15 protein-coding genes are annotated in these 13,969 nt (G+C 44.8%); 5 read left to right on the forward strand and 10 right to left on the reverse strand.

Going from position 1 to position 13,969, the window contains the following annotated elements; genetic code table 11:
* Positions 1-276: 276 nt before the first annotated feature.
* On the forward strand, positions 277-606 hold the full coding sequence (locus SOI44_RS09715; protein WP_331349015.1) for a hypothetical protein: 330 nt from the start codon (positions 277-279) through the stop codon (positions 604-606).
* 113 nt (positions 607-719) lie between these two features.
* Positions 720-986 (forward strand): hypothetical protein, encoded by a 267-nt coding sequence (locus tag SOI44_RS09720; protein ID WP_331349016.1) that lies wholly within the window; start codon positions 720-722, stop codon positions 984-986.
* A gap of 192 nt (positions 987-1,178) precedes the next feature.
* Here the strand turns inward: SOI44_RS09720 and SOI44_RS09725 are convergent, their stop codons facing one another.
* Positions 1,179-1,397: a hypothetical protein gene (locus SOI44_RS09725; protein WP_331349017.1), complete on the reverse strand. Its 219-nt coding sequence runs from the start codon at positions 1,395-1,397 to the stop codon at positions 1,179-1,181.
* A gap of 203 nt (positions 1,398-1,600) precedes the next feature.
* On the opposite strand from SOI44_RS09725, the gene SOI44_RS09730 reads away from it, so the two are divergent.
* On the forward strand, positions 1,601-3,088 hold the full coding sequence (locus SOI44_RS09730) for an IS1182 family transposase (protein WP_331349029.1): 1,488 nt from the start codon (positions 1,601-1,603) through the stop codon (positions 3,086-3,088).
* Positions 3,089-3,308: 220 nt separating this feature from the next.
* Here SOI44_RS09730 and SOI44_RS09735 read toward each other — a convergent pair whose 3' ends face one another.
* The gene (locus tag SOI44_RS09735) at positions 3,309-3,521 is read right to left on the reverse strand and encodes a hypothetical protein (protein ID WP_331349018.1); all 213 of its coding nucleotides are present in this window, start codon (positions 3,519-3,521) and stop codon (positions 3,309-3,311) included.
* 193 nt (positions 3,522-3,714) lie between these two features.
* Positions 3,715-4,290, reverse strand: a complete 576-nt coding sequence (locus SOI44_RS09740; RefSeq protein ID WP_331349019.1) for a histidine phosphatase family protein — start codon at positions 4,288-4,290, stop codon at positions 3,715-3,717.
* A 119-nt stretch (positions 4,291-4,409) separates the two neighbouring features.
* On the opposite strand from SOI44_RS09740, the gene SOI44_RS09745 reads away from it, so the two are divergent.
* Positions 4,410-4,892 carry a GNAT family N-acetyltransferase gene (locus tag SOI44_RS09745; protein ID WP_331349020.1) on the forward strand — a complete coding sequence of 161 codons (483 nt, stop codon included), beginning with the start codon at positions 4,410-4,412 and terminating at the stop codon, positions 4,890-4,892.
* On the opposite strand, the gene SOI44_RS09750 is transcribed toward SOI44_RS09745, so the two are convergent.
* From SOI44_RS09750 to SOI44_RS09780, 7 genes are all read right to left on the reverse strand, one after another.
* Positions 4,851-6,191, reverse strand: coding sequence for an MATE family efflux transporter (locus SOI44_RS09750; RefSeq protein ID WP_331349021.1), 1,341 nt, complete (start codon positions 6,189-6,191; stop codon positions 4,851-4,853). The two genes, SOI44_RS09745 and SOI44_RS09750, sit on opposite strands and share 42 nt — an antisense overlap.
* Positions 6,188-6,673: a GNAT family N-acetyltransferase gene (locus SOI44_RS09755; protein WP_331349022.1), complete on the reverse strand. Its 486-nt coding sequence runs from the start codon at positions 6,671-6,673 to the stop codon at positions 6,188-6,190. Before SOI44_RS09755 ends, SOI44_RS09750 begins: the two co-directional genes overlap by 4 nt.
* Positions 6,670-9,156 carry a translation factor GTPase family protein gene (locus SOI44_RS09760; protein ID WP_331349023.1) on the reverse strand — a complete coding sequence of 829 codons (2,487 nt, stop codon included), beginning with the start codon at positions 9,154-9,156 and terminating at the stop codon, positions 6,670-6,672. Before SOI44_RS09760 ends, SOI44_RS09755 begins: the two co-directional genes overlap by 4 nt.
* Before the next feature lie 151 nt (positions 9,157-9,307).
* The gene (locus SOI44_RS09765; RefSeq protein WP_331349024.1) at positions 9,308-11,164 is read right to left on the reverse strand and encodes a sensor histidine kinase; all 1,857 of its coding nucleotides are present in this window, start codon (positions 11,162-11,164) and stop codon (positions 9,308-9,310) included.
* The gene (locus tag SOI44_RS09770) at positions 11,151-11,855 is read right to left on the reverse strand and encodes a response regulator transcription factor (protein ID WP_331349025.1); all 705 of its coding nucleotides are present in this window, start codon (positions 11,853-11,855) and stop codon (positions 11,151-11,153) included. Before SOI44_RS09770 ends, SOI44_RS09765 begins: the two co-directional genes overlap by 14 nt.
* Positions 11,856-11,948: 93 nt before the next feature.
* Positions 11,949-12,254: a hypothetical protein gene (locus tag SOI44_RS09775; RefSeq protein ID WP_331349026.1), complete on the reverse strand. Its 306-nt coding sequence runs from the start codon at positions 12,252-12,254 to the stop codon at positions 11,949-11,951.
* Positions 12,255-12,338: 84 nt separating this feature from the next.
* The gene (locus SOI44_RS09780) at positions 12,339-12,968 is read right to left on the reverse strand and encodes a hypothetical protein (protein WP_331349027.1); all 630 of its coding nucleotides are present in this window, start codon (positions 12,966-12,968) and stop codon (positions 12,339-12,341) included.
* A gap of 204 nt (positions 12,969-13,172) precedes the next feature.
* On the opposite strand from SOI44_RS09780, the gene SOI44_RS09785 reads away from it, so the two are divergent.
* On the forward strand, positions 13,173-13,969 hold a 797-nt coding region (locus SOI44_RS09785), incomplete at its 3' end, for a hypothetical protein (protein ID WP_331349028.1).

The raw sequence follows: 13,969 nt of genomic DNA on the forward strand, positions 1-13,969 counted from the left end.
ACTACATAGAAATATAAAAAGATTGACAAAAAAACTGCAGATTTTACTCTGCAGAAACAAGCATCAATATTGAGCAAGTTGAAATTATGGCAATCAGAGGATTTGAACCGCAGCTTCAAAACTCAGGAAAAACGCTTATGCCATGAAAATAGATTGTATCCGAAAATTCTGTGGGCTAACATATGGGTGTAATCATACATTTTCTGCTTTATCAGAATCAGACAATTCGAAATATTAAAAAACTGCAGCATCCATATTGCAAAGGGAGATTACATCATGACGGAAATAGCCCAAGCAGATAAACACTCGCTCTTGATTCACATCGTCCTGTATGTGCTGTATCTCATGATCTTCTTCATTGTCTGCCGGCTTAATAACGGATATATCCTGGAACAGCAGAAAGCTTATCATTTTGTACCAGTGGCCGTCTTCAGAATCCTGAGTATCAGTATTCTGCTGATCATCCTGTTTATCAAAGTGATTTTTGCCGTAACAAGACATATTTCATCCAAGGCGGCAGCAGGTGGTCTGTTATTTTCTATTGCTCTTCTGATCATCATCCTGCACAATGCACCTGCCGACATCTATCCTGCCCTTTTCTGTTAATTGAAGAAACTGTTATTTCTGTCTATCAAATCCTAATAAAATAGCTGTTCATCCAGGCGTATAACTTATCAAATGTCTTGATACACATCCACTTTACATATATGGAGGAAACCATGAGAAAGAAAAAGCTGTTTTATCACCTCATCTCGATCCTTGGCTTCACCTTTGCACTTGCGGTCAATATGCATGCAGTAAATGGAACATTTAAAGATGTCATTGTTTTCACGCTAGGCCCAGTAGTGATTATCCTCATGATTTTATATCCACGAATGGGTAAAGAAAGTACAATAGATGCCACCAAAGGCGAGCGGATCATCAATATCACTTATATGTGCAGCATGTTACTGCTGATTCTGCTTGCAGCATCCTATTATTCATAATCTTTCCATGCACCAGTCGAAGATAAACTTGCAACAATAATGCCTGTTCTCGAAGCCCTCATAGCCTGGAAAAACTCCAAAAGTAAACATTGCACATAAAGAAAACGGAACACCAGATCAAATGAAAGATGTTCCGTTTTGTTAAACCTGCTCAAAATTATTGATTCCCTGGTTCTATTTCTCTTTTCTTTGTTATAAACGATATTTATTGATGCGCCTTGATGCAATCTCATAGACTTCATCATCAGAGCGCATTCCAATGATGATCACAAGCATTGTATCTTCTTCACGTTTCAATTGATAAACAACTCGTATTCCCGCTCTGATCAGCTTGATTTTCAGAAATCCATATAAATTATTGCCATTTTTATGGCCAAGTGGTTTTCCCAGTCCTCCTTCTACAGAAGGCATGGGATCATCCGAGGCTGCTGAAAAAGTGCGGTTATTGAAAAACTGATTCACCGATCTCCAATAGAGCAGTCTGGTGTTAAATGCCTCTATGATTTGCGCGTAATCTCAATAATCTGATGATTACGCGTTTATTTTTTTCTTGTATATCATGCATGCATGGTGTATAATATGGCTATACACAGTGAGGTTTCCCTATGCTTAAAATGATTGATATGCCCCAGTTGGATGTTGGCCCTTACAATGGGCTTTATGATATTCTGATTGCCGCTGACAACTTCTGGCGTCAGCTTAACGATAATATCGATTTCTCTTTTGTCGCAAATGAAGTCAGGAAGAATTACAGCGAGTGTATGGGAAGAATCGCTGCAGATCCTGTACTGCTGTTTAAATATCTCCTTCTGAAGACCGCGCGCAAGTTGAGCGATCGCGATCTGATTGAGCGGGTTCGATATGACATGGAGATGAAATATTTTCTGGGATATTCTCCTGAACAAACGGAATTCATTGATCCCAGTCTGCTCACCAAGTTTCGCAGAACCAGACTCAAGGATACGGATCTGCTGGATGTGCTGATTGGCGAAACGGTTGAGCTTGGAAAAAAGAAAGGCGTTATTCATGATCATGAGAAGATCATCGTTGATTCCACACATACCAATGCGCTTTACCAGCACATCTCTGCGCGGGAAGAACTGATCAGGCGGGCAAAGGAACTACGCAAATCCGTATATGCAGCAGATGAATCCATGAAGGATAAAATGCCTAAGAAGCGGGAAAGCAGCGGTCTTCTGGAAGATGAGATTGAATACTGCAGGGAACTATTGGATCTGATCACTTCTGATGAACGCTTTAAAAGCATTCCGGATATTCAGGAGCGTCTCAACTACCTCAAAGAAGGAGTTGATGACACGAATGAGCAGCTGGAATATTCCAAAGATCAGGACGCGAAGATTGGACACAAGACTGCAGATACTTCTTTCTTTGGCTATAAGACGCATATTGCAATGACAACTGACAGAGTCATTGTAAGTGCGACGGTGACGACCGGCGAGAAACACGATGGAAAGCAGGCAGTGAATCTGATTGAAAAGGCAGAAGCGGCAGGAGTAAAGGCAGATGCACTGATTGGAGACGGAGCATATTCTGAGAAAGATAATATTGATTACACTACTGAAAAAGGAATCAGACTGGCATCAAAGCTGAGTGAGAATGTTCTTCATGGAAGCAGGAAAAAGGAGTTTGAATTCAATAAAGATGCAGGTATGTATGTTTGCCCTGCAGGACACATGGCAATCCGGAAGTGCAAGAGCGGACAGGAAAAAGCAGCGGATGGATCAAACACGAGGGTAATTCTTTATTTCTTTGATATAGAGAAATGTAAAACATGTCCCCTTAGAGAAGGATGCTATAAAAAAGGGGCCAAATCAAAAACATACTCCGTAAAGATCAAATCAGATACGCATATTGCTCAGATGGATTACATGAATACTGATGAATTTAGGAAGCTCTATGCCGAACGGTATAAGATCGAGGCAAAGAACGCTGAGCTCAAGCAGACTCTTGACTATGGAGAAGCACATGCATGCGGAATGATTGGAATGACGATACAGGCAGCGGTATCGATTTTTCTCGTGAACCTGAAGAGGATAAAGACACTTGAAAACAGCAGTAAGGACACCAATGGCAAGGAATAATATCCTTTTTTAGTATATTTCGAGAAGAAAACATAAAGAAATCCCATCCAGACTGATTCGAATGGGATTTCTTATCATGAATTGTGTTTCTGGAGCCTACTTTGTCAGCAGGCTCGATCATCCAATACTTTTTTGATTGCCTTTGTAACTAAAATACGTTCTGAACCATCTAAACGTTTTAAATCTTTAACAGCTTCAAGAAGATATTCTAATTGCCATTTCATTCAATTTCTACATCCTTATAATCTGCCAAATCATCTTCTGAAATTCCAAGCTCTTTATAGACATCTTTTGCAGAAACTGTTTTTGAAAGATCAGCTTTCTCAATTCTTTCCTCTGCCATAGCAAGAAGCCGGGCATCATTCAACTCATCAATTAACTCTGTATATTCTTCCGGAGAGAGCAATACACACTCTGGAACATTATTCTTCATCACTACCTTAGCGCCGGTTTTTTTACATCTTCAAATATTTTCCCGGCAAGCCCGCGATTAAATTGATTAATTGGGATTGTATTACGAATAGCACTCATAACTGAACTCATAATAATTCCTCCTTCTATCAAGAAAACAGCAAAGGTTAGCAATTTATTAGTTACAGCTATAATTACTTTCAAATATTAAGCTTTTAGCGGATATCTTTGATCATCGGATGATCTTTCTTCTCCGTATCAAAGACACGGATTTCACAGTTATGCGGCTTTGGTCTCCACATGATGCCTTTGGGGCTGTGTTTGAGATAGCCGCAGAGGGTGCGCATGATGCCGCCATGGCAGACAACCAGAACATTATCATAGTCTTTCTTTTCAAGATCCTGCAGGAAGGAAGAACTGCGCGCAATCATGGAAGACAGCGGTTCTACCGTCGCCGGTGAAGGCAGAAATTCCGGCAGCAGCCAGTAGAATGTCATCTTCGGGCCAAGACATTCATACCGGTGCATTTCATATCTGCCGAAATCCACCTCTGTCAGCCTCTGATCGATAATAATCTGATCCTCCGGCACATCACCGATGATGCTGGCTGTCTTTTTTGCTCTCTGCAAAGGACTGGCATAGACCGCATCAAAATGCATATCACCGATCTTTGCCCTTGCCTCTTTGGCCTGCTGGATGCCTGTTTCATTCAGCGGCGCATCGGTTCTGCCCTGCATCAGATGTTTCTTGTTATAGTCCGTCTGGCCATGTCTTGTAATCCAAATTTTCATCAATCAATTCTCCTGCGTCACTCCCATGATACTACAGCTTTTGTGCTATCATTGCCAGAAAGAAATACGAGGTACTTATGGTCACACTGCGTACATATCAAGCTGAAGATTTACAACAGATGACATCGATCTGGAATGAAGTTGTCGAGGAAGGAGGATCCTTCCCGTTTGAAGACAAATGGACACCGGAACAGCTGGCATCTTTTCTTGCCGGCAAGACGGTGCACTGTGCCATTGATGAGGACCGTGTTGCCGGCTTTTATCTGCTGCATGAAAACATCTTTGGCCGCTGCTCTTCCGGTGCCAATGCGACTTATCTTGTCCGGGCTGATCTGCGCGGTAAACATATCGGCGAGATGCTTGTCAAAGACAGCATCCATCAGGCCAAAATACAGGGATTTCGCTACATGCAGTTCAATGGTGTTGTCGATACCAATATCCATGCCCGCCATCTCTATCAAAGATGCGGCTTCAAAGAAGTCGGTGTGATCCCAAAAGGATTCCGGATCAAAGACGGCTCCTATCAGGATATGCACATCATGTATCTCAATCTTGAATCATCAGAACCGGCGGTAGGCATAGATCCAGAAGCCATACTGTAATACAAGCGTGATGGCCCAGGACAGTGGAAAGCAGAAATACAGCACGTTCAGTGTCGGCATTGCCTGAAAGATCGTAGCAATATACAGCAGCCTGACCCCGACAATACCGCCAAGCATAATCACAGTAGGAAGTGTGCTGTATCCCATGCCGCGCAATGAGCTTGCCGGCACATCCAGCAGGCCATTGAGAAACAGCCAGAACACGACAAAGCGTATTCTGACCATACCTGCCTGAATGACGGCATCATCGTTGGTATACAGACGCAGGCAGTACCTTCCTGTCAGTGTCAAGGCAGCACCAATGCCAAATGACACAATAAACATCATGATGCTTAATACCACAAGCAGACGTTTGATCTGCTTTTTTTCACCGGCTCCGGCATTCTGGGATGTAAAGGTGATTGCTGCCTGAGAGAAAGCTTCCATACCAATATACACAAAGCTTTCAATCGACTGCGCTGCACTGTTTCCAGCAACAACAACCGAGCCAAATGTATTCAAGGATGACTGTACAGCAATGTTGGAAATCGCCCACATCATGGACTGCAGGCCGGCCGGAATGCCAACACGAAGAATCTCCAGTGTCTCATGTTTATGATACCGGATCAAAGAAGGCACCAGCCTTGTTTCATCCGTTTCATGTACCAATGACCATGATACAAGCACAGCTGAAACAATCTCCGAAATCACCGTAGCCAAAGCAACACCATCCACTGAATGATGCAGCACAATGACAAAGAAGAGATTCAAAAAGACATTGAGCACACCGCTGATGCAGAGATAGATGGTTGGATGCAGGGTATCGCCTCTTGCTCTCAAGGCTGCTGAGCCAAAGTCATAGACAAGCAGCGGAATGGAGCCAAGGAAATAGATACGCAGATACAGCACACTTAAGGATATGATGTCATCCGGTGTACCCATGGCTTTTAACAGCATGGGTGACAGCAGTAAGCCAAAGATGGTTAACAGAATGCCGCTGACTAGAGACAGCCAGTAACCGGCATTGACACCGGTGGCAATTTCTTCCTTTGCCCCTTTGCCAATAGCACGGGCAATGACAATGTTGGCACCAATGGCAAGCCCGGCAAACAAAGAGACAATCAGATTGATGATCGGTGCCGTCGCGCCAACCGCAGCCAGAGCTGTCTGACCGGAGAACTTTCCTACAACAATCGTATCGGCCGCATTGAACGCCATCTGCAAAAGATTGGCCGCCATCAAAGGCAGTGAAAAAACAATCAGGTTCCGGTACAAAGGACCATGAACCATATCCATTTCAATGGTGCGCTTCTTCATCATTTCTTCCTGTCATCCAGGATATATTCCATCCGCATCTCCTGCACTTTCAGCCCCATTTTCTGATAGAACGCAATGGCATTATCATTTCCCTGCCATACATTCAATGTCACCTCATAGCAGCCAAGCTTCGCAGCTTTCTGTTTGACATGATCAAACAATGCCTGGCCCACATGCATGCCGCGTGCCCGTTCATCCACACACAGATCATCAATAAACAGGGAATTAAACTGGACCATATTATCCCGATGCGGCTGTGCCTGCAGACGGCAGAACGCATAGCCAAGCACCTCATCCTTGTCATCCACAGCCACATAGATCAGAAAGCTGTCATCAGAAAACATCCTTTTCAGATCATCTGCTGTATACTTCACGGTTCCACTCACAAAGATATCCGGACGGATACCGGCATGAATCTCAAGCACTTCATTCAACAGCTTCTCAACAACCGGAATATCTTTTTCTTCTGCTCTTCTGATCTTCATCTTACAATTTCCTCCTCCAGCTCACGTGATGACATCCGCTTTGCACCGGCTGCCAGTACAGCATTCTGAATCAAACCATCACTTGTCACAACGGTCAGATCATACTTGCCCTTCAGACCGGCAATCGTCTTTTCAATCCAGGCATCGGCTGTCTGGTCCGTACGTGTATACACAATCGTCATACCCCGGCGGTTTTCCACGGAACCGGCATTGTCTTTGCGCTGATAGCCATCAAACACAAGCACAATCGGTGCCTTGTAATATGCCTGCCAGGCATAGATGATATCAATCAGCTTCTCTCTGGCAACCGAAAGATTCCCATTCTTATAGGGTTCCATGCTCTTCCAGCCATACAGACAATTATATCCATCGATGATCATCCGTCTTTCCTTCAAAGAAGCCGGCTTGATCTCGACATGTTCACGCTCATCATCCTTCTTTCTGACAGGTGCTGCTTTCTTCTTCAGATTGCGGTTATTGCCAGAAGCACTTGTCAGAATACGGGAAAGATCATTCTCAGCTACCTTGATCGTCTCATGACGATACCCGGCACTGCTGCCTTCCTGATGCAGATCAATATGCATATGCTTTTCCACATCCGTCCAAGGCACAAAGTATCCTGCCCCATTGGCACAGAACACCGAACCCGTCGGATTGCGCAGATCACTGTCCGGATCATAGTTTTTCGCAGCAATGATGGCATCGGGATTCTTCACTTTCTCATAGCCTGACACACTGGCAGACAAACGGCCAAGACCATGGGTATTGGCAGTCAGATCCTTCTGATAATCCATCATGGTACGCACCGGACCCTTGCCAGTAATCACACTGGTATCACCGTTATCTTCCTGAATGGAAAAGGTACAGTCCCGCTGATCCAGATCAAAGAGAACACGAGACAAAGAAGAAGACGGCACACTGACCTGGAAGTCTTCATAGGGCTCTAACAGAATACTCTGTGCTTTCATCAGTCCCTGCCGTACCGCTCTTCTGGCTGCCTGGCGCATATCGCCGCCGCTGGTATGTTTTAGTGATCCCCTGCCGGCAATCAGGGTAATGCGCACATCATCCAATGGCGATCCGGTCAATACCCCGCGGTGTTCATGGCGCAGAGCAGAAAGAAGGGAGCGCTCAAACATACCCGATAACATACCGGCAGGAATGCGTGATTCTACCTGGACACCGCTGCCCAAAGGCAGTGGTTCCAGCTGTACAACCGCCTCAGCATAATGGCGCAATGGCTCGAAGTGTCCAACCCCGATCACCTTATCTGCAATCGTTTCATGATAGACGATGCCGCCGTGGCCAAAGCCAACTTCAATACCGCTGCGCTCATAGATCTTTTTCTGCAGTACTTCCATCTGCATGGCACCCATGATGCGCACATGGATGGAATGATGATCCGCGTCAAGATCTACCTGCAGAGTGGGATCTTCCGCTGCTAACTGGGAACATACATCACGCAATGCCAGAACATCTGCACCATCCGGCAGAATGAGCTTGTAATCCATGCATGCATTCAACAAGGGACGCTCCAGATCCTCTTCAAAGCCTAATCCATCCCCGGCTTCCACAGAATGCAATCCCTTCAATGTACAGATCATGCCCGGATAGGCATCCTGGACCATCTCATAGTTCTGGCCGGTATACAGCCGGATCTGATCAACCTTTTCATTCTCAGACACATTCATCTTGGCTGACAGTACACCGCCGGTTACCCGCACATGGCAGAGGCGGTCACCCTTAGGATCTGTAGAAATGGCATACACACGCGCACCAAAGGTATCCGGATACTGCTTTTCCATAGGTAAAGAAACAATCGTATCCAGCAGTTCACGAATGCCTTCCTGATGCAGAGCACTGCCAAACAGAACCGGGAAGAATTGTCTTCTGGTAAAGGCATCCTGAATCTGTTCATGAGACAGATGACCGGCAGAAAGATAGGCATTCATCATCTCTTCCGAAGCCATGGCAATATTTTCTTCTTTTGCTGAGGACTGCCAGTCAATGCACATGTCGCTGCATTCTTTCTGCAGATCCTTTAACAATTCTTCTTTGGAATGATGGGCAATATCCATCTTATTAACGAAGATGACAGCCGGAACACCATAGTATTCCAGACACTTCCAGATGGTTTTTGTATGGGACTGCACACCATCCTGGCCATTGATGACAATGACGGCAAGATCCACCACCGACAAAGAACGTTCCATTTCAGCAGAAAAGTCGACATGGCCTGGTGTATCAATGACAAACACCCGCTCATCCTGCCAGTCCAGCCAGGCATCCTTGGCATAGATGGTAATGCCATGGGCACGCTCCTGTTCATCATAGTCAAGTACTGTATCACGATGATCTACTCTGCCAGCCTTTTTGATCCTGCCGGCTTCATACAGCATCGCCTCAATACAGGTTGTCTTGCCCGCATCCACATGAGCTACCACACCAACACTCAGATATCTGTTCTTCTGTTCCTCACGCATCAAGTATCCTCACAATACTGCGGTTATAACATGGATGAAAGATTTCGAAAAGATCATTCTGACTGACTCAGAAATGCAGAATCATTATCCAATTCAAAACAGCAGTCTGAAAAGGCCAGGATACCCACTCGGTATTCTGGCCTTTGCTGTCTTATGATATTTGTTCTGATTGTTCCACCAGTTCATCTTTTTCCTCATATTCTGGAAGAACAACCTCTGCTGTAAAAAGATCGGTATCAATATGGATTCCAAAGCTGCCATGCATCAAAGTCACAAGTGATTTGACAATGGACAAGCCAAGGCCGCTGCCTTCACTGTGGCGTGAAACATCACCTCTGGCAAAACGTTCCATTAATTCATCTGCGCTCATATTCAATGGTGCTTTGGATACATTGACAACACGGATCCACACGCTGTCATCTTTCTTACCTGCCTGCAGATAAACACGCGAAGAGGAAAGGGAATATTTGCATGCGTTATCCAGAAGATTGCCCATGATGCGCCATAGCAGCCTGCCATCCGCACTGACTTCCAGCTCATCCTGTGGAAGGTCCATGCATAATGTCAGTCCTGCTTTGTCAAAGCGGTCCTGGTATTCCCCTGCTGCCTGACACAGCAGCTCATTGATCTGAATCTTTTCAAGATGTACTGGCACAGCTCCATTTTCTGCCTTTGAGGCCGCAAGCACATCTTCACTCATCCTCTTCAGCCTTCTGCACTGCTTATCCAGAATCTGCAGATATTCCTTTTCTTCTTCAGGTGTATGTTCCTTCTGCAAAAGATCCACATAGCTTGTAATGACGGTCAAAGGCGTACGGATATCATGTGATACATTAGCAATCAGCTGTGACTGCAGCCGCTGTGACTTTGTCCGTTGTTCAACTGCCCGATCCAGCGCAGAGCCAAGATGATTCATCTTCACAGCCAGCTGATAGGACAGCCCATGCACATGGCGCAGCGTATCCTCATCAATCTGCCAGTCTGTCTTTCCGCCTGCCATTTCATCCGCTGCCTTTTCACACACCTTCATGCCATGGCGTAATGACAATGCGTCTATACATGGCACCAGCAGTGCAAACGAGAACAGAATCTTCTCTTCCTCATAGCCACTTAAAAGCAGATAGTACACCCACAAGGCAATCAGAATGCCATAGAGAATGCCGCGGAAAACCGGATGGACAAAGATTCTTGTATTCAGATGGGAAAGCACATAGCCGATGGCACTGTCACTGGAAAACCGGTGCCTTTGCACTAAGGAAACAAGATTCATGATCGTACAGACAACGGCAAGAAATAGAACTAATGCATAGACCACCGGTATGATCAGATTCACAATTCTGCCATTGTTAACCCAGGCATGCATAGGATATGCTTTGATAAACGGCACAAACATGCACCCAAGCAGGATATCCATAATCACCAGGATATCCAGACTGTTTCTTGGCCAGTGGAAATTGGATATCAGAATCAGCCAGATGGCAAGGGCAATGGTACCAATCCCGCTCAGGATGCCAATGATGGTATTGCGAGATAACCAGCTGTCCATCCTGAAGAAGTTTGTCATCCGCCAGTAAATATCATGTGCTGTTAATACAGAAGGCAGGTACATCCGTACCTGGTACAGGATCTGATTGTCACCGGGTGCAGTCTTGTTTGTATACCAGGTTGTATCGGTAAAGGCATCATACATGATGTTGACATTAACGGTGGAGCGATCACCTTGATATGCCCCGGTAACATAGCTCATATTCTGATCATTGTTTTCATAGGTATACAGTGAAATCTCCAGATTGGAGCCTTCGTTATTCCAAGTTTTCACAGATGCGGGATCATTGCGCCAGGCATTGACATAATCCAGAGCATCCTGATTCATCTGTTTATTGATCAATACCTGTGAACCATAGGCAGACATACTGTCATGGGTTACCAGAACAAAGACAGATGCACATAAAAACAGGACGATCATCAATACCCAGGCAATTCTGTGCACCCATTTATTTTTTGACATTGCTGCGATCCTCCATTCTGTATCCTCTGCCCCATTCCACCTGCAGATATTCCGGATGGGAAGGATCCACCTCAATCTTTTCCCGCAGATGACGGATATGAACAGCCATGGCATTATCCCCATTGATGGGTTCCTCATCCCAGCAGGCCTGATATAAAGCCGAGCTGGAATATGTCCTGCCACAGTGTGTCATAAAGAACTCCAGCAGACGAAGCTCTGTCCTTGTCAGATGCACCGGCTCACCATCCACACTGACTTCCTTCGTTTTCTCATTGAGCCTGATGCCGCCATTCACCAGAATGCCTGGCTCATTTTTCTTACCGCCAAGATTCTGATAACGCCGCAATTGTGAACGCACCCGGGCAATCACCTCACTGGCAGAAAATGGCTTGGAAATATAGTCATCCGCACCTTCCTCCAGCCCGGCAATCTTATCTTCCTCTTCGCCTTTCGCACTGAGAAAGATCACCGGCACATTGGAGAAGGAACGAATCACACGAATCGTTTCAATGCCATCCATCTCAGGCATCATGATATCCAACAGCACAAGATCAATCGGCCTTTCCTTCAGAATCTCAATTGCCTTTCTGCCATTGTCTGCCAGAAGCACTTCATACCCATACGGCAAAAGATAAATCCGCAAGGCATGCAGAATATCCACCTCATCATCCACCAGAAGAATTGACGCCATAACCCCACCTCTTACGCACATTATAAAAGAGAAAGAAAAAGAAATTCTTAACGAAACCTTAAGAAAACCATCCGGATATCCCGGATGGCATTCTCACTGATTGACAATATCCGTATACGCTTTGTCATCCAGCGTATACAGATCAAGATGATTTACATCTTCCAGATACGTTCTCCCATCTTCCTGATAGATGTAATAGTAAATCTTCTGGTTTTCTTTTGTGGTCAGTACAATCGTTACCGCATCATCTTTGACCGTATTGTCTTTCATCCTGCCTGCATACTTTGCATTTTCAAGATATTCCAGTTCCGTAATCTTTGATGGTTCCTTCACCGACGTCGTCCCATCGGTAGTCCCATAGATATACCGGAATTCCTGCAGATCACTTTGATCCGGCACATCCAGGCTTTTTGTATTTGCTGCACAGCTGAGAAGGCAAATTGCTGTCAGGATCAAAATAAGGGATTTTTTCATCATCATGATCTAGAAATAGCGATTCCATGGAGAGTCATAACGACCAGTACCTCTGGTAAAATAGAGAGTAACTGCAAAGCCCGTTCCCTGACCAACATTTCTTTCTACAGAAACAGATGGCTCCCAAGCCGGATCACCATATAAGATTACGACGCCTGTAGTTTTGAAACTTGTATATTTATAGTGAGAAGTTGGTAAAGAGTGGGCGGTCTGTCCATTATTGCAACTATATACAACGCCATGATCAAACACTAATCCACTATCTGTATAAATACCACCGACCGAAATCGAATTCATCCTATAGAATCCACTAACAGGTGTGTATTTATACGTATATGTTGTCGTTAATGCATAGCCGAAGTCACTGATATTCTCAGTAACTGTATTTTGTGAAGCCTTTTTCTTACCAATCATAAAGATAAATCTCTCTGTAACGAGATTATCATCACCGATTCCCAAAACAGATTCATTTGACCGATATCTGTAAACTCGGGAAATAAATTCCGGCATATTTTCTACAGAACTTTCGAATACCAATTGATAATGATGATCATCTTCCTTGGTAAATGTTGGACCCTTTTCAAATTCTAAACTTTTTTCTTGGTTCAAATTTTCACTTTTTTGTTTATCAACCATCATGAATGGCATTTGCATAGCATTAATTGAAATTGCATTTGCAATTAATAAACCTTAGATGAGCGAATAAGTAGAACTACACTCACCTTGCGGGAACCACATAAGCGGTTTTATCGCTGCTCTCAACTATATATTGCCATTGCACCACGTCAGAACTATAATAAATGTAGTTCTACATAGGACTTAAGCTCTGATAGGAGACCTACAATGGCATTCATCAAATCGCAAAAAATCGTTCGCGATGAAAGTGGAAACATTACAAGTGGATCAGCTGCTATTGTTGATACGAAATACGGAGATTTTGGCAACTACCACGCCAAACACACTGTCAGAGAGAAACTCGGCAAGGTAATCTGGCTGAACAGTGACAAGAAAAGCGGCATTTTCCTGTCTCCCACCAGAGGATTGGTTGAGTATAATGCCCAAACAGACACCTTTTCACCTGTTGGGAAGGATGATTCCAGACTGAAACGCGCCGATATCTTTCCGGATACACAAATCCACACCGTATTCGGCGACACATTCCTGCTCCTGGAATTTTTGAAAAAAGCGAGGCTCCTATCTGCTTTACGTTCTGCTTTTCCAAAAAATCAGGACTATGAGCGGGTGTTGTGCCATGTCCTCCACGGGGTTCTGAAGGATGGCTCGAAGATATCCTGCAACAACTTCATCGAAAAGTCATTCGCTTCCTATGTATTGGATGACATTCCGGAAAGCACTCTCCGCTGTGATACCCGGTTCTTCTCTCTGATGGGTGAAGATGACACGCGGATGGCATTCTTCCGGAACTTTGTGAAGGTCATGCAGGACTCGGACCCGGCCTTCGGGAAAGCCTGTTACGTTGACTCCACACCCCTGCCAAACGATATCGAAGATAATCCGTTCAATGCGTTATCCTGTCACGGAGTTTCTGCTTCTGATGTCATGGTACGCCTGGTATTGGTGCTGGATGAGGCTACAGGGCTGCCGGTCTGGTATGACATCATCCCCGGAAATGTCCTTGA

It is taken from the genome of Lactimicrobium sp., assembly GCF_036453465.1.
Lineage (GTDB): Bacteria > Bacillota_I > Bacilli_A > Erysipelotrichales > Erysipelotrichaceae > Bulleidia.